Below are 17,481 nucleotides of genomic sequence, written 5' to 3'. Positions count from 1 at the left end.
GGTAGAATTCATTTTCATCCTGTCCCGCGTAAGGAGCATTTGCGGCAAAATTGTGGCAACTGCATCTTAGCACGGAACAGGGCGCATGCCATGGTTGAATAGCATTTTAAAACAAGGGTATATCCCTTGAAACTTTTATCTCTGGCGGCGCGCCATGAAGGCGAGACGCTCAAATAGATGCACATCCTGCTCGTTCTTGAGAAGCGCGCCGTGCAGTTTGGGCAGGGCATCTGCCCCGTCGCGGCGCAGATCCTCGGGGGTCAGATCCTCGGCTAGGATCAGTTTGAGCCAATCCAAAACTTCGGAGGTCGAGGGTTTTTTCTTGAGGCCCGGCTGATCGCGGATCTCGAAAAACTGGGTGAGGGCGGTCGACAGGAGCGCGTCCTTGATGCCGGGATGGTGCACCTCGACGATGCGCCGCAGGGTTTCGGGATCGGGAAAGCGGATGTAGTGAAAGAAGCAGCGGCGCAGAAAGGCGTCGGGCAGTTCTTTTTCATTGTTCGAGGTGATGATGATGACGGGGCGGTGGCGGGCGCGGATGGTCTCGCCTGTCTCGTAGACATGGAATTCCATGCGGTCGAGTTCTTGCAGCAAGTCATTGGGAAACTCGATATCGGCCTTGTCGATCTCGTCGATGAGCAGCACGACCTTTTCGTCAGAGGCGAAGGCCTCCCAGAGTTTGCCGCGTTTTATGTAATTGGCCACATCATGCACCCGCGCCTCGCCCAACTGGCTGTCGCGCAGGCGGCTGACGGCGTCGTATTCATAAAGGCCTTGTTGGGCTTTGGTGGTGGATTTGATATTCCACTCGATCAGCCGCAGGCCAAGCGCACCTGCCACCTGCCGGGCCAATTCGGTCTTGCCTGTGCCGGGTTCGCCCTTGACCAGCAGGGGGCGTTCCAATGTCACGGCGGCGTTGACGGCGACGGTCAGGTCTTCGGTGGCGACATAGGCCTCGGTGCCTTGGAATTTCATCGGTTTTTCAATCCTGTCAGAGGTCAGCGGCGCTGTATTCGGTGGCAACCTAGACGGTTAGACAATTCACATCAATGGCGCGTGATTGGCTAGTGACAATCCTGAATGTGGCGTGTAGATCACCGCCCATGGGGCGCCGACTGTCTGAGGAGTTCATTATGCCAGACACTGGCCTTGATGAGGGGATCGAGATGAAAGCGGAAGTATTTCTGCCCGAAGATTACCAGCCAGCGGAAGATGAGCCGTTCATGAATGACCGGCAGCTGGAGTATTTTCGGCGCAAGCTGATTGCCTGGCGGCTGGAGTTGCTGGAGGGCAGCAGGGAGACAATCGAAGGATTGCAGGATGGCACTCGGGCGATTCCGGATGTGGCCGACCGAGCCAGCGAAGAAACGGATCGTGCGCTCGAATTGCGCACCCGCGACCGTCAGCGCAAGCTGGTGGGCAAGATCGACGCCGCGTTGCGGCGGATCGAGGATGGCGAATTTGGCTATTGCGAGATGACCGGCGAGCCGATCAGCCTCAAGCGGCTGGACGCGCGGCCCATCGCCACCATGACGCTGGAGGCGCAGGAGCGCCATGAGCGGCGCGAAAAGGTGCATCGCGACGATTGAGCTCACGGCCCAACAGCGAAATTTAAACGACAGAGCGCGCCGGGACTTTCCTCCCGGCGCGTTTCGTATCAAGAGAGGTGCCATGACACTGGATGGGCTGAACATCGCGGTCATTGGGGCCGGAATTGGCGGGCTGGCCGTCGCGCGCGCGTTGTGCCTGCGCGGGGCGGATGTGACCCTGTTGGAGCAAGCACCCGAGATTTCCGAAGTGGGGGCTGGATTGCAGATCAGCCCCAATGGCTTTGCCGTGCTGCGCGCGCTTGGGCTGGATGTGCCGCTTGTGGCGCGGTCGATGCAGGCGCAAGCTGTCAGTCTGCGCGATTATCAGCGGGGCGAGGTGCTGCGGCTGGATCTGGCGGGGTTACAGGATCGAAATTATCATTTCATCCACCGTGCAGACCTGATCGACGTGTTGGCCGAGGGCGCACGCGAGGTCGGGGTCAAGGTGCGGCTGATGCAAAAGGTCAGTGCGGTCGAGGGCGGCGAGCGTCCCTGCGTGCGGATGGCCAATGACTCGCGGTTTGATGCGGATCTGGTGATCGGGGCGGACGGGCTGCATTCGGTGGTGCGGCGCGCGCTGAATGGCACACTGGCGCCGTTCTTTACCCGGCAAGTGGCATGGCGGGCGGTGGTGCCCAATCTTTGGGGGCGCGGCCCTGAGGCGCAGGTGCATATGGGGCCGATGCGCCATGTGGTGAGCTATCCGTTGCGGGAGGGCACGCTGCTTAATCTGGTGGCGGTGCAAGAGCGCGCCGCCTGGACCGAGGAAAGCTGGAGCCAGAAGGATGATCCGATGGCGCTGCGCGCGGCCTTTGGCGATTTCGGGCCAGAGGTGCAGGCGATGCTGTCGGCGGTCGAGGAGGTGCATCTGTGGGGGCTGTTCCGGCATCCGGTGGCGCAGGTCTGGCAGCGGGACGGGCTGGCGCTGTTGGGGGATGCCGCGCACCCGACCTTGCCCTTTATGGCGCAGGGGGCGTCGATGGCGCTGGAGGATGCCTGGGTTCTGGTCGATGCTCTGAGTGCGGCGGAGGGGCTTGCCGAGGGGCTGGCGGCCTATCAGGGGCGGCGCGACGCACGGGTGCGGCGGGTGGTTGAGGCGGCCAATCGCAATGCGTGGAAATACCACCTGAGTTTTCCGCCGCTCCGCTGGGCGGCGCATACGGCGTTACGGGCCGGCGGGGCATTCGCGCCCGAGCGCATGTTGCGGCAGTTTGACTGGCTTTATGGCCATGACGTGACGCGCAAGGCGGGGTAGGGGCGTACGCTCAGGCAACGCCACTCTGCCCGCCTATTTGAAGTTGCGGCTTTCCTTGATCTGTTCCCACGCCCAGACCACCTGTTGCAACTGTTCTTCCTGGCTACGGTCGCCGCCGTTGATATCCGGGTGCAGCACCTTGATCAGCGATTTATACGCCTTGCGCAATTCGGCCTTGGTCCAGGTATCCTCGGCCTCGAGGATCTCGATGGCGCGGCGTTCGGTGGGGGGCAGTTTGCGGGTGCCGCCTTTTTTCTTGCCGGGGTTCTGGGTGGCGTTGACGCCCAGCACCTGATGCGGGTCCTCGATGCCCAGGCGTGCCCAAGCGCGCGCCTCGGGATCGGTAATGCGGCGTGTTTCACGCTCCCACACCTTGTCCTTGGACATCTGCGCGTTCAACTCTGCCTCGGTGGTGCCATCAAAGAAGTTCCACTTGAGGTTATAGTCGCGCACATGCTGCTGGCAGAACCAGAAGTAATCGTCGAGCACATCGGGCGCCTTGGGGGCGCGATATTTGCCCGCCTCTTCGCAGCCCTCGTGATCGCATACGCGGGTCGAGGTTTCGGAAGCGCCGGACATGCCCCGCCGACCGCGCGGATTCTTCTTCTTGGCCGAGGAGACGGACATATCGAAACCGAAGGGATCTGATTTGGACATGGGGCTTACCTTTGCGAGTCGGAGACGAGAGTGTATGCCAAAACGCGCGGAATTGAAGGGGCGGCGGGCAAAATATTCCGGGTCGGGGCGCGCATTCGGGGCTTGACAGAGAGCCCGTGCGCAGGGTCAGGCGGTGGTCAATCCGTCTCAATCACATCCGGGGCACGTGGGGGGATGCTGGCTGTATCCGGCGCGGCGGTCTGTGCCGTGCCGGGGATCACCACCTCACGGCGAAAGACCGCAACCGAGCGATAAACGGTGTGGGTCGAGGTCAGGCCTTGCCGCTCTTCGCTGGGGAGAATGTCTGTTCGCAGATATTCCCAACCGGCGCGCGCCATATCATTGAGCAGATCCTCGACGCCCAAGGCAAAGCGCGCCTCGGGGGTTTTGACGCCGGGGGCCTTGCGGCCACGGGTGGGCGCGGGCAGGACCTTGTATTCGAAAAGGGGCATTTGCAGCTCCGAATTGATGCAGGCGCCATACCTTACGCGACTGGTCTGGGGGCGCAAGCGAAACACGAAGCCCCGGACGATGGGTCCGGGGCTGTGCATTTGGTCAAGGCGGGCAGGGTTACTTGGGGCCCGGTCCGATCACCATGATCATCTGGCGACCTTCCATCTTGGGCATGTTCTCGACCCGGCCTACTTCTTTGATGTCATCGGCGATGCGTTCAAGAAGTTGGCGGCCCAAGTCCTGATGTGCCATTTCGCGGCCACGGAAGCGCAAGGTGATCTTTACCTTGTCGCCGCCTTGCAGGAATTTCACGACGCTGCGCATCTTGACGTCATAGTCATGCGTGTCAGTGCCGGGGCGGAACTTGATTTCCTTGATCTCGATGATGTGCTGCTTCTTGCGGGCCTCGGCCTCACGCTTTTGCTGCTCATACTTGTATTTCCCGAAATCCATGATCTTGCAGACCGGCGGCGTGGCGCTTGGCGAGATTTCGACCAAATCAAGTCCTGCCTCTTCGGCCATTTCAAGCGCACGTTGTGGGGTTATGAGCCCGACGTTTTCGCCATCTGCGCCGATCAGGCGAATTTCATCACAGCGAATGCGGTCATTGATACGGGGGCCGGTTTCGCGCGTAGGGGGCGCGTTGTGGGGTCTGCGGGCTATGGCTTTGTTCCTTCGATTGTTGTTCGGGTCGGGTGAATTTGACGCTGCAAGGTAAACGCGGTGCGCCGCGCTTTCAAGCTGCAAATAGGCTGATCTGAGCCGAAAGCCGGTCAATTCCCCCTTGCGCCTTTCCTTTTGTGTCTACATTTGGGAGGGAGTTAGAAAAGGACCGCGCGACAAGCGTGCGGGCCAGACAGTTTTGGGGAGATGGTTATGAAAAACCTGATTTGGATTCTCGTGGCGGCGGTTGTGCTGGGGGGGGGCTATCTGCTCTTTTCCGGCAAGTCGGTGGAGGAGGTTGTCGAGAGCGTGAGCCCGACAGAGACCGAAGTCGAAGCGCCGGCCGCGTTGGAAGATGCGGCAACGGCAGTTGGTGACGCGGCAGAGGCCGTGGCGGACACCGCAGCCGAGGCGGTCGAGGCCACGCAAGAGGCTGCTGAGACAGCCGTTGAGGCTGTGAGCGATACGGCAGCGGCCGCAGGCGATGCCGCAGCAGAGGCGGTTGAGAGCGCGACAGAGGCTGTGACAGAGACCGCGACCGAGGCATCCGAGGCCGCAGGAACCGCAGTAGACGCCACGACCGAGACTGCGACCGAGGCAGCGGACGCAGCGCAGGAGACTGCCGCAGAGGCGGTTGAGGGCGCGCAGGACACGGCTACCGAGGCCGCGGACACCGCGACCGACGCAGCCACGGCTGCAACCGAAACCGCGACTGAGGCCGCGGACGCAGCACAGGAGACGGCCACAGAGGCGGTTGAGGGCGCGCAGGATACGGCCAGCGAGGCCGCAGCGGATGCGGTTTCGGCAGCGGTTGATCAGCCTGCGACGGCGGCAGAAGTGGCCCCGGAGGCGCTGACGGTTGAGGGTTTTGACCTGGCCACGGTTCAGACGCTGATTGAAGGCTCTGACGTCGGTGCGTTGCAAAAGACGATGCTGCTGGAAGGCGTTAAGGCGGCGCAGGACAATCCCGAATTGCTGAAAGCGGCCCTTGAAGCGGCGCGTGCGGCGCTCGGCTACTGAGCCCTGAGATTACATGAAGAAACCCGCGCAAGGTGTTGGCCTTGCGCGGGTTTTTTTATGCCTGACGTTTGGGGTTCTTAGTCGAGGAACGCTTTTTCCACGACATATTCCTTGGGGTCGGAGTTGGCCCCTTCGCGCAGCCCGTAGCCCTCGAGCATGTCCTTGATCTCGAGGTTGAAGGCCAGGTTGCCGCAGACCATGGCGCGGTCGGTCTCTGGGCTGAGCGGGGCCACACCCAGATCAGCAAAGACCTCGCCCGAGCGCATGAGGTCGGTGATGCGGCCCATCTTGGGGCTCTCCTCGCGCGTGGTGGTGGGATAATAGCGCAGTTTGTCGGCAAAGCCTTCGCCGATCAGTTCGGCCAGCATTTCGTCGTTGCGAATGCTCTCGATCAGATCCGCGCCATATTGCAATTCGCCCACTTCGCGGCAGGTGTGGGTGATGATGACCTCGTCATAATCGCTATAGGTCTGCGGGTCGCGCAGAAGCGAGGCAAAAGGCGCAAAGCCGGTGCCGGTGGCAAAGAACCAGATCCGCTTGCCGGGCAAGAGCGCGTCATGCACCAGCGTGCCCACGGGTTTGGGGCGCAGGATGATTTCATCGCCCACTTCGATATGCTGGAGGCGCGAGGTGAGCGGGCCGTCCTGCACCTTGATCGAGTAGAATTCCAGCTCGTCATCCCAAGAGGGCGAGGCGATGGAATAGGCGCGCAGGAGCGGTTTTTCCTTGCCGGTTTTCTCATCCGTTTGCATGAGGCCGATCATCACGAATTCGCCCGAGCGAAAGCGCAAGCTGGCAGGCCGCGTCACGCGGAACGAAAACAGCCGGTCGGTCCAGTGTTTCACCTCTGTCACGATCTGCGCATCGGGGATCGCAAGGGTTTTGGGCGCTTTCGCGGTCGCTTGGGTCACGGCGGTCATCTCGTTCATGGTGTCATCTGCCGGTCGTTTAAACCGACATCCTTTTCTAATCTTTGATTCAGGTCAGGTGAAAGGGCTAATCAGCCGCGCAGCCGCGCCTGATAGTCGTGCGCCTGCCAATCGGCGCGAAAAAGCCAATCTGCCTCGGGCTGACGGGCGGCGAGGGTATCGGAAATCTCGACCTCGTCGAAACCCGACCGCCGCGCCATGGCGTATTGATCGGCAATGACATGGCCGCGCGCGCGCAAGCGCCCGGTATAGCCCATGAGCCGCAGTTGACGCGCGATGGAATAGCCGCGCCCGTCGGCAGCCGCGGGGAAATCGACGCGAATGAAGGTGATACCCTCGAGCCGCCCGGCGAGCGTAGCGGGGTTGGTGTCATTGGGCAGATCGAGCGCTGTCGTCTCGGCACCCGCCTCGGCCAAGGGTGTGATCGGGGCGGTCCAGTCGTCGGGCGCAAAGCCCCGGTCGGTGATGATGACAGTCATGCGGATACTCCTTTTCGCACCATCTTGCCGTTGACAAAATGGATGCCACATTCGGTTTTGTCCTGATCGCGCCAGCGGCCGGATCGGGGATCTTCGCCCGGTGCAACGGGTGTTGTGCAGGGCATGCAGCCGATGGACGGATAGCCGCGCGCGACCAGCGGATGCCGGGGCAGGCGGTTTTCGTCCATATAGGTGCGGATATCTTCGGGTGCCCAATGGGCAAGTGGATTGACCTTGATGCGCCCGGTCTCGTCCTCGACCTCGAAGAAATCGAGCGCGGCACGGGTGCCGGATTGATAGCGTTTGCGCCCGGTGATCCAGCCATCAATGCCGGCGAGCGCGCGTTGTAGCGGCGCGGATTTGCGCAGGGCGCAGCAGGCATTGGTATCGCGTTGATGAAGGGTCGCATCGGGGTCTTGGGCCCTCAGATCGCCCGCATCCGCGCGGATGATGCGCAGGCCACTGAGGTTAAGCCGCTCTGCCAATTCCTGTTGATAGACAAGCGTTTCGGCAAAGAGCATTTCGGTGTCGATGAAAATCACCGGCGTGTCGCGACGGGTGACCGAGACCATGTGCAAGAGCACGACGGATTCCGCTCCAAAGCTTGAGACAAGCGCCAGCTTGCCTGCTTGTGGATCGCGCAACGCATGCTCAAGCACCGACACCGCCGAGTGATGGCGGTATCGGTCGTTGAGCGCGTGAACCCGTGTGGTCAGGTCACTCTGCGGCATGGGCGCGGGCCTCTGCATCGTAGAGCGCGGATTTAAAGGGGGCCATCCCGAGGCGATTATAGGCCTCGAGGAAGGTCTCTTCCGGCCCTTCGCGCAGGTCGAGATAGGCAAAGATCAGACGCTCGATGGCGGGCACAATTTCGTCATAGGCAAAGCCCGGCCCGGTGCGGGTGCCAATGGCTGTGTTTTCCGACGCATCGCCGCCAAGGGTGATCTGGTAGTTTTCAACGCCCGCACGGTCGAGGCCAAGAATGCCGATATGGCCCACATGGTGATGCCCGCAGGCGTTGATGCAGCCCGAGATCTTGATTTGGAGATGGCCCACCTCATGCTCGATCTTGAGCTCTTCGAGGCGGGTGGCGATGCCTTGGGCCACGGGGATCGAGCGGGCGGTGGCCAGCGCGCAATAATCCATGCCGGGGCAGGCGATGATATCCGAGGCAAGGCCGATGTTCGCCGTCGCCAGCCCGACAGCTTTCAGGGCCGCATGCACTGCGGGAATGTCGGCCAAGGCCACATGCGGCAGAACAAGGTTCTGCGCGTGGGTGGCGCGGATGTCGTTATGGCCGTAGTTTTCCGCCAGATCTGCCACGAGACGCATTTGATCGGCGGAGGCGTCGCCCGGTGTTTGCCCATGCGCCTTGAGGCTGATGGTGACGATGCCGTGATCGGCGTGTTTGTGCGCTGTCACATTGGTATCGGCCCACGCGCGGAACACCGGATCGGCATCGCGGGCGGCGTAATAGGGGGCGGCATCCCGTTCTGAGAGGGTGGGCGTGACAAAGGCCGCGTTGATCCGCGCCAGCCAGTCCTGATCGACGCCAGAGAAGGCGGCGCGGCGGCGGGGGAATTCCTCCTCGACCAGGGCGCGGATCTCATCAAGGCCGTTCTCGTGCACGGTGATCTTGATACGCGCCTTGTATTTGTTGTCGCGCCGTCCGATGCGGTTGTAGGTCGCCAGCACCGATTCCAGATAGGGCAGCAAATCTGCGCGCGGCAGGAAATCGCGCAGCAGTTTGGCCACCATTGGCGTGCGGCCCATGCCACCGCCAACCCAGACCTCAAAGCCGCGCGCGCCATCACGCTCGACGATCTTGAGGCCGATGTCATGGCTCTTCATCACGGCGCGGTCGCTGTCAGAGCCGATGACGGCAATCTTGAACTTGCGCGGCAGGAATTGAAATTCAGGATGGTCGGTGGACCATTGGCGCACGAGTTCGGCCACCGGGCGCGGATCTTCGATTTCATCCGCGGCGGCACCTGCGAAATGGTCGGAGGTCACGTTACGGATGGTGTTGCCGGAAGTTTGGATGGCGTGCATCCCCACCTCTGCCAGCGCATCGAGCATATCGGGGATATCGCTGAGCTTTGGCCAGTTATATTGAATGTTGGTGCGGGTGGTGAAGTGGCCATAGCCCTTGTCCCACCGCTCTGCCAGATAGGCCAGTTGGCGCAGCTTGGCCGGATCAAGCGAGCCATAGGGGATCGCCACGCGCAGCATATAGGCGTGCAGTTGCAGGTATAGCCCGTTCATCAGGCGCAGGGGGCGAAATTCATCCTCGGTCAGGTTGCCGGCAACGCGGCGGTCCACCTGCGCGCGGAATTGGCGGTTACGCTCTGCGATAAAAGCGGTGTCGAAGTCGTTGTATTGATACATTTTCTGGGTTCCTTACCTTGGGAGGTCCCGGGTCAAGCCCGGGACAGTCCTTCGGATTGCTTGCCGTGAAAGAGGTTCGAGGGGCCCTTGCGACGGAAATCCTCGCGGAAATGGGTGGGTTCGGGGCCGTTCGGGCCATGTTTGACATCGGCGAGATAGGCCCCGACGATTTCGCCTGCGCGTGCTTGTGCTTGCAGCAAGCGATAATCGGCATCGGCCTCGTCGGTCAGCACCTCGGCCTGAGCCAGATCGCGCGCCCATGTGTCGGCGGCGGTGAGATAGACGACATCGCCCTCGATCAGGGCGTTGGCGGTGACGACCTTGGGGGTGAATTCTTGGGCCATGTCAGGCAAGCTCCTGTTGGGATTGGGCAATTTGGGCCTCTGCCGCGCGGGGCGCGAGACCGAGAAAGGTGAGGGCGGGGCCGGTGATCGCGGCCTCTGCGAGATCCGTGGGCAAGCGATCCAGCGTTGTGGCGAGGATGCGTTGATCGGGGCGGCTGGCATTCTCGATTACAGTCACGGGCGTGGCGCGGTCGGCCCCGTGCATGATCAGGCGGCCTTGGATGAAGCGGGCGGATTTCTTGCCCATGTAGATCGCGGCCACCTCGCCCGGACGGGCGAGCGCGGACCAATCGTGATCGGCAAAGCCCTTCATGTCATGGCCGGTGAGAAACCGCACCGAGGCGTTGCGACCGCGTTGCGTGAGGCTTTGACCGATGCTGGCCACCGAGGCTGAGGCGGCGGTGATGCCGGGCACCACATGCCACGCGATGCCAGCGGCGGTCACGGCCTCAATTTCCTCGTCCAAGCGACCAAAGACGGTGGGATCGCCACCCTTGAGGCGCACCACTTGCGCGCCGGTGGCGGCATGTTCGACGATAAGGGCGTTGATCGCGTCTTGTGACATGGAGGCCCCAAAGCCCTCTTTCCCGGCGTCAATCAGGATTGCCTCGCGGCGGGCGAGTTCGAGGATGGCGGGCGTTACCAGACGGTCGTGGATCACCACATCGGCGGTATCGAGCGCCTTGCGCGCCTTGAGGGTCAGAAGATCCGGATCGCCGGGACCGGCCCCGACAAAGGCGACGTGGCCGTCACGTTCTTGTGCGTTCAGATGCTGATCAAGGATTGCGCGGAGCGTGGTTTTGACCTGCTCTTCGCCGCCCTGATCCATCGCGCGGGGGCCTGCGTTGAAATAATAGTCGGCCCAGAAATCGCGGCGGCGGCGGCCCATGGGCAGCACATCGGCGGCCTTGCGAAAGGCCTTGCCCAACCGGGCAAGAGGGCCAAGCGTGGCGGGCAGGCGCGCCTCGAGATCGGATTTGATGGCGCGGGCCAGAACCGGTGCGGCACCTTCTGTACCGATCGCCACGGTCACCGGATCGCGGTCGACGATGGCGGGGGTGATGAATTGGCTATCCTCAAGGTTGTCCACGATATTGACGAGTGCCCCGTCCGCCCGCGCGATGGCCGATGTGCGGGCATCCTCGGCGGTATCCTCATCGGCGGCATAAAACAGTACAGCGCAAAGGGCATCACCCGGCTGCATGGCGCGCTGCTGCAGGCGCAAGCGGCCTGCGGCAGCCCATTGCACGATTTCGGGCGCTGGTTCGGGTGCGAAGACGGTCACATGCGCCTCGGTCTTGAGCAGGAGGCGCAGTTTGGCCAGAGCGGCCTCGCCGCCACCGGAAAGCACGATACGACGTCCCTCGACGGCGACAAAGATCGGGAAATGTTTCATCGGGCGGGCCTCGGGGAACGGTTTGACTCTGCGGCTAATATAGGAAATATTCCCAGTTAAGCGCCATATGCTGGGCGGAATAAGGAAGTTTGTTCCAATTGCAGCGCAGGTCAGTTGGAATGTTTCGGCAAAAGGAAGAATTTGGAATGGCTGTTCGTCTCGATGATCTGGATCGGAAAATCCTCGTGCAGCTGCAGGAGGATGGCGGGCAGTCGCTGGATGATATCGCCAAGAACGTCGGCAGTTCCAAGACGCCCGTCTGGAACCGGATTCGCAAAATGCGTGAGGCCGGGGTGATCCGGCAGCAGACCTATTTGCTGGATCCTGAGTCGCTGGGGTTCGAGGCGTGTTTTTTCGTGCTGATCCGCACGTCAGAGCATGATGCCGGTTGGCAGGCGGCATTCCTCAGGGCGCTGAAGGCGCGGCCCGAAGTGCAGGAGGCGCACCGGCTGGCGGGGGATATCGACTATATCCTCAAGGTTCGGGTGGCCAATGCGCGGGCCTATGACGTGTTTTATCAAGCCCTGATTTCAGAGGTGAAGGTGCATAATGTGACAGCGCTCTTGTCGATGGAAGAGATCAAATCAACCACGATGCTGCCGCTTTGAGCGGGGAATGGGGGCGCTGCCCCCGGCCGCCTGCGGCGGCCACCCCCGGAGTATTTTTGCCAAAAAGAAGCGGGATCAGGCCTGTTCAAGCGCGGTGATGATCGGCGAAAACTCGGCGGTGGTCAGGCTTGCGCCGCCCACAAGCGCGCCATCGACATCGGCCAGTGCGAAAATCTCGGGGGCGTTGGCGGGTTTGACGGAGCCGCCATAGAGCAGGCGGATGCCTTGGGCGGGCTCTGCCCCAAAGCGCGCGGTAAGTTCTGCGCGCAGGAAGCGATGCACCTCGGAGATTTGTGCAGGGCTGGGGGTGAGGCCGGTGCCGATGGCCCAGATCGGTTCATAGGCGATGACGGTATTGGCCGCAGTCGCGCTGTCTGGCAGGGAGTGGCGCAGGTGCTCGGCGATGACATCAAGGGTTTGCGCCGCCTCACGCTCGGCCAAGGATTCGCCGACGCAGATGATTGCCGTGAGATGGGCGGCATGGGCGGCGGTGGCCTTGGCGGCGACAAGGGTGCTCGACTCGGCATGATCCTGACGGCGTTCGGAATGGCCCAAGATGACCGCCACGGCACCGGCATCGGCCAGCATCGGTGCGGAAATATCGCCGGTATGGGCGCCGGAGGCGGCAGCGTGGCAGTCTTGTGCGCCGATCATCAGGGGGCTGTCGGCACTGAGCCCTGCGGCCTGCACAATGAGCGTGGCGGGTGGGCAGATCAGGATGTCAACTTGGGGTGTGGGATGGGCGGCGATGAGAGCTTGCAATTCCGTCAGGCTAGCATTGGTGCCGTTCATCTTCCAATTGCCGGCGGCAAGCTTGCGTCTCATACGTGCACTGTCCATTTATTACAAAGACTTGTGAGGCGAAGCTCACATATTGGCGAATTTGATCGACTCGCCGCAGCCACAGGCCTCTGTAACGTTGGGATTGTTGAAGACAAAGCCGGATTCAAGGAGCGATGTCTTGTAGTCAATCTCGGTGCCGAAGAGGAACATCTGGGCCATAGGGGCAATGAGCACGCGCGCGCCGTCCTGTTCGATCACCTCGTCATGGGGATCAATCTCGGTCACATAGTCCATGGTGTATTCCATACCGGCGCAGCCGCCCTTTTTGACCCCGATCCGCAGCCCTTGATGACCGTCGCGCTGCATCAGGCGGGTGATCTGGGTCACGGCGGCCGGGGTTATGGAGACGGGCGGTTTTCCGGGTATGCCAAACATGAGGTCAGCCTTCCAGTCGATTGATTTCGTTACATGAACCCGAGTTCAAGGCGGGCTTCATCGCTCATCATATCCATGCCCCAGGGCGGTTCCCACACGAGGTTGACATCCACCTGTTTGATACCTGCCAAGGGTTCGATCGCGTCGGCCACCCAACCGGGCATTTCGCCTGCCACGGGACAGCCGGGGGCGGTTAGGGTCATGGTGATCGAGACCACGTTTTCGGCGCTGATATCAATAGTGTAGATCAGGCCGAGATCATAGATGTTGACCGGAATTTCCGGGTCATAGACGGTGCGGCAGGCCTCGACCACCTGATCGAAGAGCGGGTGATCGGTGCTGGAGGGCGCGATCAGGGGGGCGCCTTCGAGCGGCTCTGAACTGTTCATCATGATCGTATCCTGCGGTTATCCTGAGCAAACATATAGGGTTTATCGAGGCCCGCGTCCAGAGGGGGACGTCAGCGGGCACCACGCAGCTTAGTCGGTGCCAGATTTGCGCCGACGTACCGGGACCGGGCGCACGCGGGTCTCGATCATTTCGTAAAGCGCGCCGGTGATGTTCTTGCCGCTGGCCCCTTCGATCCCCTCAAAGCCGGGGGAGGAGTTGACCTCGAGCACCTTGGGGCCGCTGTCGGAGCGCAAAAGGTCTACGCCCGCCATGTTGAGATCAAACACACGGGCGGCGCGGATGGCGGTATCGCGCTCGGCCTTGGTGATGCGGATGGTCTTTGCGGTGCCGCCACGGTGCAGGTTGGAGCGGAAATCGCCCTCGGCCCCGGTGCGTTTCATCGAGGCCACGACCTTGCCGCCGACAACAAGGCAGCGGATGTCTTCGCCTGCCGCTTCCTTGACGAAATCCTGCACGAGAAAATTGGCCTTGAGCCCGCGAAAGGCGTCGATCACCGACTCGGCGGCCTTTTTGGTCTCGGCCAGAACCACGCCTTTGCCTTGGGTTGATTCGAGCAGTTTGACGATCAGGGGGGCTGTGCCGACAAGGCCCATGAGGTTGCCGGTGTCCTTGGGCGAGGCGGCGAAGGCGGTGTTGGGCATGCCCACCTGTGCGCGCGCCATCAGCTGATGGGCGTAGAGTTTATCGCGGCTGGAAATGATGCCCGCCGAGGGATTGACGCAAAAGGTGCCGATGGTTTCAAACTGGCGGATCACGGCGGCACCGTAGGCGGTGATGGACGCGCCGATCCGCGGGATCACCGCGTCATAGCGGGGCAGGCGTTTGCCATCGTAATGCACTTCGGGGGCGAGCGCGTTGATCGCCATGTAACAGCGGGTGGTGTCGATCACCTCGACGGTGTGACCGCGCGCCTCGCCTTCCTCGACGATGCGGCGGGTGGAGTAATTATCCTCGCGGCTGAGCACGGCGATACGCAGGGCGCGTTTCGGCTGTGCCGTGCGGACACGGGCGGTGTGATAGACATCATAGCTGAGTTCGGGTTGCAGAAAGCGGTCTGTGGCGACGATGGAAATATGATCCTTGAGCGCCTGACGGCCCAAGAGCATGCGGCTTGTCATGCTGGAGCGATTGGTCAACGTGATCTCAATCGGCCATGTATCGCCGCCGACCGAGAGCTTGGAGGCGATGACATAGCGCAATTCCCGCTCGCCATTCGACGAGGTCACATCGCGCCGGTCGATGATCGGGGCGGAGCAGGGGATGATCAGATCATCACGGCCGGGAATCGGATGCACGGTAAAGCGCACCTTGGGGCGCGAGGCGGGACCGAAGGTTTCGATGTCAAAGGCATGCAGCGCCGAGGTGCGCGCGCCGGTGTCGACCTTGGCCTTGATCGCGGGGACGCCAAGATCAGGCAGGCTGACCCATTCCTCCCAGCCGAACTGGAGAGGCTGGGGGCTGTCGGGGGTATCGGTCATCGGGCGTGTCCTGTTGCGTTGAGTCGCGGCGGGGGCGCGCGTGCCGCCTCTCTACTTGGGATGGACCTGAGGATGCAAGGAATGGGGGGGCAGGTTACTTGTTGATATCTTCGCGGATCACGCGGCTTTGGTCATCGGGGGCGCGAAAGAGCCGCCGCAGGATCACCCAGGCGGCCAAGGAGAGGAGCGTAAAGAGGGCGAGAAGCGCGGTGAGGCCAAGATTAAGCGGCAAGAGTACCAGCAGCGCCACGAGGGCAGCCCCAATGGCGAAGCCCAGAAAGATGAAACCGGGCACGAGGATTTCGAGGATGGCCAGCCCAAGGGCTGCCGCAAGCCAGACCCACCAGAGATGCCACAGGACCGTTTCCATCAGCTGCGTCCCTTGAGCATGTTGAAGGCATTGCCAAACGCCTCGAGCGCGTGAGCGGGCACGAGAATGGTGTTGGACGAGGGGCTGTTGCCAAGGGTGTTGAGCGCCTCGACCTGTTTCAGCGCCACTTGATATTGCGCGGCCTCCAGCCCATTGGCGGCGATGGCGGCGGCGACCACGCCGGTGGCATAGGCCTCGGCGTCGGCCTCGATGCGGCGGGCCTTGGCGGCCTGTTCGGCGGCGTAAAGCTCGGCATCGGCCTGAAGTTCGACGGCACGTTTATGCCCCTCGGCCTCGGTCACCTGCGCGCGGCGGGCGCGTTCGGCGTTGAGCTGTTGCAGCATCGCGGCGCGGGTGGCCTGATCAAGATTGACATCGAGAATTTCGGCGCGGGTCACTTCGATGCCCCAGTCATCGACGGCGTTTTCAACCAGCGATTTGATCGTGGTGATCAGTTGGGTGCGGTTGGATTGCACCTCGTCGAGGTCCATCTTGCCGATTTCGGCGCGCACGATGCCGGCCACGGTGGTGGCAATCGCGCCATCCACCTCGCGGATGCGGTAGACGGTCTTTTCCGGGTAGAGGATGCGGTAGAACACCGAGGTTTCGACCTGCAAAAGCACGTTGTCGCGGGTGATGGCATCCTGGCTTGCGTTGGGCAATTGCCGCTCAAGGATCGAAATCTTGTGCCGCACCACATCGAGAAAGGGCACGATCAGATTGATGCCGGGGCCAAGCACCTTGTGCAGTTTGCCAAAGCGTTCGACGACATATTGCTCTGACTGGGGCACGATCTTGACCCCGCGAAAGATTATGATGATCCCCAAAATCGCGATCAGGAGCCAAACGACATTTGTGGAAATCAGGTTCAGGATCATGTCTTCGGTCATCGGAACTCTCACACTGGGGCGGCCAAGACGGCATTTTACAAGGCAGGGTAAACCGCTTTAAAGGGGGGCAAAAGGGCTAAAGCGATAGGAATTGACGGCATGCGGTTCGGGTTCGAGAAACTGGCACAGGACGGCGCGGCGCGGGCAGGGGTGATCCGCACGCCGCGCGGTGACATCCGCACGCCAGCCTTCATGCCGGTGGGCACGGCGGCCACGGTCAAGGCGATGATGCCCGAAAGCGTGCGCGCTACGGGGGCGGATATCCTCTTGGGCAATACCTATCACCTGATGCTGCGGCCGGGGGCTGAGCGGATTGATCGCTTGGGCGGGTTGCATCGGTTCATGAACTGGGAGCGGCCGATCCTGACGGATTCGGGCGGATTTCAGGTGATGAGCCTTGCAGGGCTGCGCAAGCTGACCGAGCAGGGTGTGACCTTCAAGAGCCATATCGACGGGTCCAAGCATGAGCTGACGCCCGAGCGGTCGATGGAAATCCAGCGGTTGCTGGGGTCTGACATCGTGATGTGTTTTGACGAATGCCCTGCCTTGCCCGCGACCGATAAGGCGGTGGCCGAGAGTATGCGGCTGAGCATGCGGTGGGCGGCGCGCTCGAAAGAGGCGTTTGGCGACCGGCCCGGTCACGCGCTCTTCGGGATCATGCAGGGGGGTGTCACGCCCGAGTTGCGCGAAGAGAGTGCCGAGGCCCTGAAAGCCATTGGTTTTGACGGCTATGCCGTGGGCGGTCTGGCTGTGGGGGAGGGGCAAGAAGCGATGTTTGGCGTGCTTGACTATGCGCCGGGCTTTTTGCCGGAGGATCGCCCGCGCTACCTCATGGGGGTGGGCAAGCCCGATGACATCGTGGGGGCCGTGAAGCGTGGCATCGACATGATGGATTGTGTGCTGCCCAGCCGGTCGGGGCGCACCGGGCAGGTGTTTACCCGGCATGGTGTGGTCAATATCAAGAACGCGCGGCATCAGGATGATCCGAGGCCATTGGATGAGGCCTGCATCTGTCCGGCCTGTCGGAATTATTCCCGCGCCTATCTGCATCATGTGTTCCGGTCGCAGGAGATCATCAGCTCGATGCTGCTGACATGGCACAACCTGCATTATTTCCAACAGATCATGTCAGAGATGCGCGCAGCGATTGCCGATGGGCAGTTTGAAGCGTGGGAGGCCGCGTTTCACGCAGGCCGCGCAGAGGGCGATATCGACCCGCTCTGAGCGCGCGCCTGTCAATGGCCGGGTTCTGTGCGGTGGTGCGGCAAGGCCTGTGGGATAGGGCGCAGCTGGCGGACTTGTGTGGCGGCAGCGGGGGCATAGGTTGAGTGCA

The 17,481-nt window shown here is 61.9% G+C and carries 21 protein-coding genes; 5 read left to right on the top strand and 16 right to left on the bottom strand.

Annotated elements, in window-relative coordinates:
* Positions 1-135 precede the first annotated feature (135 nt).
* On the bottom strand, positions 136-975 hold the full coding sequence (locus ROSMUCSMR3_RS02030; protein WP_008281165.1) for an AAA family ATPase: 840 nt from the start codon (positions 973-975) through the stop codon (positions 136-138).
* Positions 976-1,133: 158 nt separating this feature from the next.
* On the opposite strand from ROSMUCSMR3_RS02030, the gene dksA reads away from it, so the two are divergent.
* Positions 1,134-1,589, top strand: coding sequence for an RNA polymerase-binding protein DksA (dksA, locus tag ROSMUCSMR3_RS02025; protein WP_232279198.1), 456 nt, complete (start codon positions 1,134-1,136; stop codon positions 1,587-1,589).
* Between the two features lie 82 nt (positions 1,590-1,671).
* The gene (locus ROSMUCSMR3_RS02020) at positions 1,672-2,844 is read left to right on the top strand and encodes an FAD-dependent monooxygenase (protein WP_081506283.1); all 1,173 of its coding nucleotides are present in this window, start codon (positions 1,672-1,674) and stop codon (positions 2,842-2,844) included.
* Positions 2,845-2,877: 33 nt separating this feature from the next.
* Here the strand turns inward: ROSMUCSMR3_RS02020 and ROSMUCSMR3_RS02015 are convergent, their stop codons facing one another.
* From ROSMUCSMR3_RS02015 to infC, 3 genes are all read right to left on the bottom strand, one after another.
* Positions 2,878-3,501, bottom strand: a complete 624-nt coding sequence (locus ROSMUCSMR3_RS02015) for a J domain-containing protein (RefSeq protein WP_008281162.1) — start codon at positions 3,499-3,501, stop codon at positions 2,878-2,880.
* Between the two features lie 137 nt (positions 3,502-3,638).
* Positions 3,639-3,953 carry a hypothetical protein gene (locus tag ROSMUCSMR3_RS02010; RefSeq protein ID WP_008281161.1) on the bottom strand — a complete coding sequence of 105 codons (315 nt, stop codon included), beginning with the start codon at positions 3,951-3,953 and terminating at the stop codon, positions 3,639-3,641.
* Between the two features lie 118 nt (positions 3,954-4,071).
* Positions 4,072-4,617: a translation initiation factor IF-3 gene (gene infC / locus ROSMUCSMR3_RS02005; RefSeq protein ID WP_037297761.1), complete on the bottom strand. Its 546-nt coding sequence runs from the start codon at positions 4,615-4,617 to the stop codon at positions 4,072-4,074.
* Positions 4,618-4,830: 213 nt separating this feature from the next.
* Here infC and ROSMUCSMR3_RS02000 point away from each other — a divergent pair, with 213 nt between their 5' ends.
* Complete coding sequence (locus ROSMUCSMR3_RS02000; RefSeq protein WP_237183518.1) at positions 4,831-5,637, top strand: translation initiation factor 3; 807 nt, start codon at positions 4,831-4,833, stop codon at positions 5,635-5,637.
* Between the two features lie 77 nt (positions 5,638-5,714).
* On the opposite strand, the gene ROSMUCSMR3_RS01995 is transcribed toward ROSMUCSMR3_RS02000, so the two are convergent.
* The 6 genes from ROSMUCSMR3_RS01995 to cysG all read right to left on the bottom strand — a co-directional run bounded on the left by ROSMUCSMR3_RS01995 (position 5,715) and on the right by cysG (position 11,173).
* Positions 5,715-6,566, bottom strand: coding sequence for a ferredoxin--NADP reductase (locus ROSMUCSMR3_RS01995; RefSeq protein WP_081506280.1), 852 nt, complete (start codon positions 6,564-6,566; stop codon positions 5,715-5,717).
* Positions 6,567-6,637: 71 nt separating this feature from the next.
* Positions 6,638-7,045, bottom strand: a complete 408-nt coding sequence (locus ROSMUCSMR3_RS01990) for a DUF934 domain-containing protein (protein WP_081506279.1) — start codon at positions 7,043-7,045, stop codon at positions 6,638-6,640.
* Entirely contained in the window at positions 7,042-7,776 is a 735-nt protein-coding gene (locus tag ROSMUCSMR3_RS01985) for a phosphoadenylyl-sulfate reductase (RefSeq protein WP_081506278.1), read from the bottom strand. Before ROSMUCSMR3_RS01985 ends, ROSMUCSMR3_RS01990 begins: the two co-directional genes overlap by 4 nt.
* Positions 7,763-9,433 carry a nitrite/sulfite reductase gene (locus ROSMUCSMR3_RS01980; protein ID WP_081506277.1) on the bottom strand — a complete coding sequence of 557 codons (1,671 nt, stop codon included), beginning with the start codon at positions 9,431-9,433 and terminating at the stop codon, positions 7,763-7,765. The genes ROSMUCSMR3_RS01985 and ROSMUCSMR3_RS01980 overlap by 14 nt, the downstream gene beginning before the upstream one ends.
* A gap of 32 nt (positions 9,434-9,465) precedes the next feature.
* Entirely contained in the window at positions 9,466-9,777 is a 312-nt protein-coding gene (locus ROSMUCSMR3_RS01975; RefSeq protein WP_008281154.1) for a DUF2849 domain-containing protein, read from the bottom strand.
* A 1-nt stretch (position 9,778) separates the two neighbouring features.
* A complete protein-coding gene (gene cysG / locus ROSMUCSMR3_RS01970) occupies positions 9,779-11,173 on the bottom strand; it encodes a siroheme synthase CysG (protein WP_081506276.1) in 1,395 nt (464 codons plus the stop codon).
* Between the two features lie 146 nt (positions 11,174-11,319).
* Here cysG and ROSMUCSMR3_RS01965 point away from each other — a divergent pair, with 146 nt between their 5' ends.
* Positions 11,320-11,781 (top strand): Lrp/AsnC family transcriptional regulator, encoded by a 462-nt coding sequence (locus ROSMUCSMR3_RS01965; RefSeq protein ID WP_037297758.1) that lies wholly within the window; start codon positions 11,320-11,322, stop codon positions 11,779-11,781.
* Positions 11,782-11,856: 75 nt separating this feature from the next.
* Here the strand turns inward: ROSMUCSMR3_RS01965 and tpiA are convergent, their stop codons facing one another.
* The 6 genes from tpiA to ROSMUCSMR3_RS01935 form a co-directional block, all read right to left on the bottom strand.
* Positions 11,857-12,606 (bottom strand): triose-phosphate isomerase, encoded by a 750-nt coding sequence (gene tpiA, locus ROSMUCSMR3_RS01960; RefSeq protein WP_081506275.1) that lies wholly within the window; start codon positions 12,604-12,606, stop codon positions 11,857-11,859.
* Between the two features lie 42 nt (positions 12,607-12,648).
* Positions 12,649-12,999, bottom strand: coding sequence for a HesB/IscA family protein (locus ROSMUCSMR3_RS01955; RefSeq protein WP_008281150.1), 351 nt, complete (start codon positions 12,997-12,999; stop codon positions 12,649-12,651).
* Between the two features lie 29 nt (positions 13,000-13,028).
* Complete coding sequence (locus ROSMUCSMR3_RS01950; protein WP_081506274.1) at positions 13,029-13,391, bottom strand: SUF system Fe-S cluster assembly protein; 363 nt, start codon at positions 13,389-13,391, stop codon at positions 13,029-13,031.
* A gap of 87 nt (positions 13,392-13,478) precedes the next feature.
* Positions 13,479-14,888 (bottom strand): 30S ribosomal protein S6--L-glutamate ligase, encoded by a 1,410-nt coding sequence (gene rimK, locus ROSMUCSMR3_RS01945; protein ID WP_081506273.1) that lies wholly within the window; start codon positions 14,886-14,888, stop codon positions 13,479-13,481.
* A gap of 94 nt (positions 14,889-14,982) precedes the next feature.
* Complete coding sequence (locus tag ROSMUCSMR3_RS01940; RefSeq protein ID WP_008281147.1) at positions 14,983-15,258, bottom strand: hypothetical protein; 276 nt, start codon at positions 15,256-15,258, stop codon at positions 14,983-14,985.
* The gene (locus ROSMUCSMR3_RS01935; protein WP_008281146.1) at positions 15,258-16,148 is read right to left on the bottom strand and encodes an SPFH domain-containing protein; all 891 of its coding nucleotides are present in this window, start codon (positions 16,146-16,148) and stop codon (positions 15,258-15,260) included. Before ROSMUCSMR3_RS01935 ends, ROSMUCSMR3_RS01940 begins: the two co-directional genes overlap by 1 nt.
* A 99-nt stretch (positions 16,149-16,247) precedes the next feature.
* On the opposite strand from ROSMUCSMR3_RS01935, the gene tgt reads away from it, so the two are divergent.
* Positions 16,248-17,372 (top strand): tRNA guanosine(34) transglycosylase Tgt, encoded by a 1,125-nt coding sequence (gene tgt, locus ROSMUCSMR3_RS01930; protein ID WP_081506272.1) that lies wholly within the window; start codon positions 16,248-16,250, stop codon positions 17,370-17,372.
* Positions 17,373-17,481 lie beyond the last annotated feature (109 nt).

Origin of the sequence: Roseovarius mucosus (assembly GCF_002080415.1) — a bacterium.
In the GTDB taxonomy this organism is placed as follows: domain Bacteria; phylum Pseudomonadota; class Alphaproteobacteria; order Rhodobacterales; family Rhodobacteraceae; genus Roseovarius; species Roseovarius mucosus_A.
Note: the sequence above shows the minus strand (reverse complement) of the source record. Positions and strands in the feature narration are given on the sequence as shown.

Bases quoted from the DNA above. Each gene is read 5' to 3' on its own strand.
- ROSMUCSMR3_RS02030 (WP_008281165.1), bottom strand. From the start codon at position 975: ATGAAATTCCAAGGCACCGAGGCCTATGTCGCCACCGAAGACCTGACC.
- dksA (WP_232279198.1), top strand. From the start codon at position 1,134: ATGCCAGACACTGGCCTTGATGAGGGGATCGAGATGAAAGCGGAAGTA.
- ROSMUCSMR3_RS02020 (WP_081506283.1), top strand. From the start codon at position 1,672: ATGACACTGGATGGGCTGAACATCGCGGTCATTGGGGCCGGAATTGGC.
- ROSMUCSMR3_RS02015 (WP_008281162.1), bottom strand. From the start codon at position 3,501: ATGTCCAAATCAGATCCCTTCGGTTTCGATATGTCCGTCTCCTCGGCC.
- ROSMUCSMR3_RS02010 (WP_008281161.1), bottom strand. From the start codon at position 3,953: ATGCCCCTTTTCGAATACAAGGTCCTGCCCGCGCCCACCCGTGGCCGC.
- ROSMUCSMR3_RS02000 (WP_237183518.1), top strand. From the start codon at position 4,831: ATGAAAAACCTGATTTGGATTCTCGTGGCGGCGGTTGTGCTGGGGGGG.
- ROSMUCSMR3_RS01995 (WP_081506280.1), bottom strand. From the start codon at position 6,566: ATGAACGAGATGACCGCCGTGACCCAAGCGACCGCGAAAGCGCCCAAA.
- ROSMUCSMR3_RS01990 (WP_081506279.1), bottom strand. From the start codon at position 7,045: ATGACTGTCATCATCACCGACCGGGGCTTTGCGCCCGACGACTGGACC.
- ROSMUCSMR3_RS01985 (WP_081506278.1), bottom strand. From the start codon at position 7,776: ATGCCGCAGAGTGACCTGACCACACGGGTTCACGCGCTCAACGACCGA.
- ROSMUCSMR3_RS01980 (WP_081506277.1), bottom strand. From the start codon at position 9,433: ATGTATCAATACAACGACTTCGACACCGCTTTTATCGCAGAGCGTAAC.
- ROSMUCSMR3_RS01975 (WP_008281154.1), bottom strand. From the start codon at position 9,777: ATGGCCCAAGAATTCACCCCCAAGGTCGTCACCGCCAACGCCCTGATC.
- cysG (WP_081506276.1), bottom strand. From the start codon at position 11,173: ATGAAACATTTCCCGATCTTTGTCGCCGTCGAGGGACGTCGTATCGTG.
- ROSMUCSMR3_RS01965 (WP_037297758.1), top strand. From the start codon at position 11,320: ATGGCTGTTCGTCTCGATGATCTGGATCGGAAAATCCTCGTGCAGCTG.
- tpiA (WP_081506275.1), bottom strand. From the start codon at position 12,606: ATGAGACGCAAGCTTGCCGCCGGCAATTGGAAGATGAACGGCACCAAT.
- ROSMUCSMR3_RS01955 (WP_008281150.1), bottom strand. From the start codon at position 12,999: ATGTTTGGCATACCCGGAAAACCGCCCGTCTCCATAACCCCGGCCGCC.
- ROSMUCSMR3_RS01950 (WP_081506274.1), bottom strand. From the start codon at position 13,391: ATGATGAACAGTTCAGAGCCGCTCGAAGGCGCCCCCCTGATCGCGCCC.
- rimK (WP_081506273.1), bottom strand. From the start codon at position 14,888: ATGACCGATACCCCCGACAGCCCCCAGCCTCTCCAGTTCGGCTGGGAG.
- ROSMUCSMR3_RS01940 (WP_008281147.1), bottom strand. From the start codon at position 15,258: ATGGAAACGGTCCTGTGGCATCTCTGGTGGGTCTGGCTTGCGGCAGCC.
- ROSMUCSMR3_RS01935 (WP_008281146.1), bottom strand. From the start codon at position 16,148: ATGACCGAAGACATGATCCTGAACCTGATTTCCACAAATGTCGTTTGG.
- tgt (WP_081506272.1), top strand. From the start codon at position 16,248: ATGCGGTTCGGGTTCGAGAAACTGGCACAGGACGGCGCGGCGCGGGCA.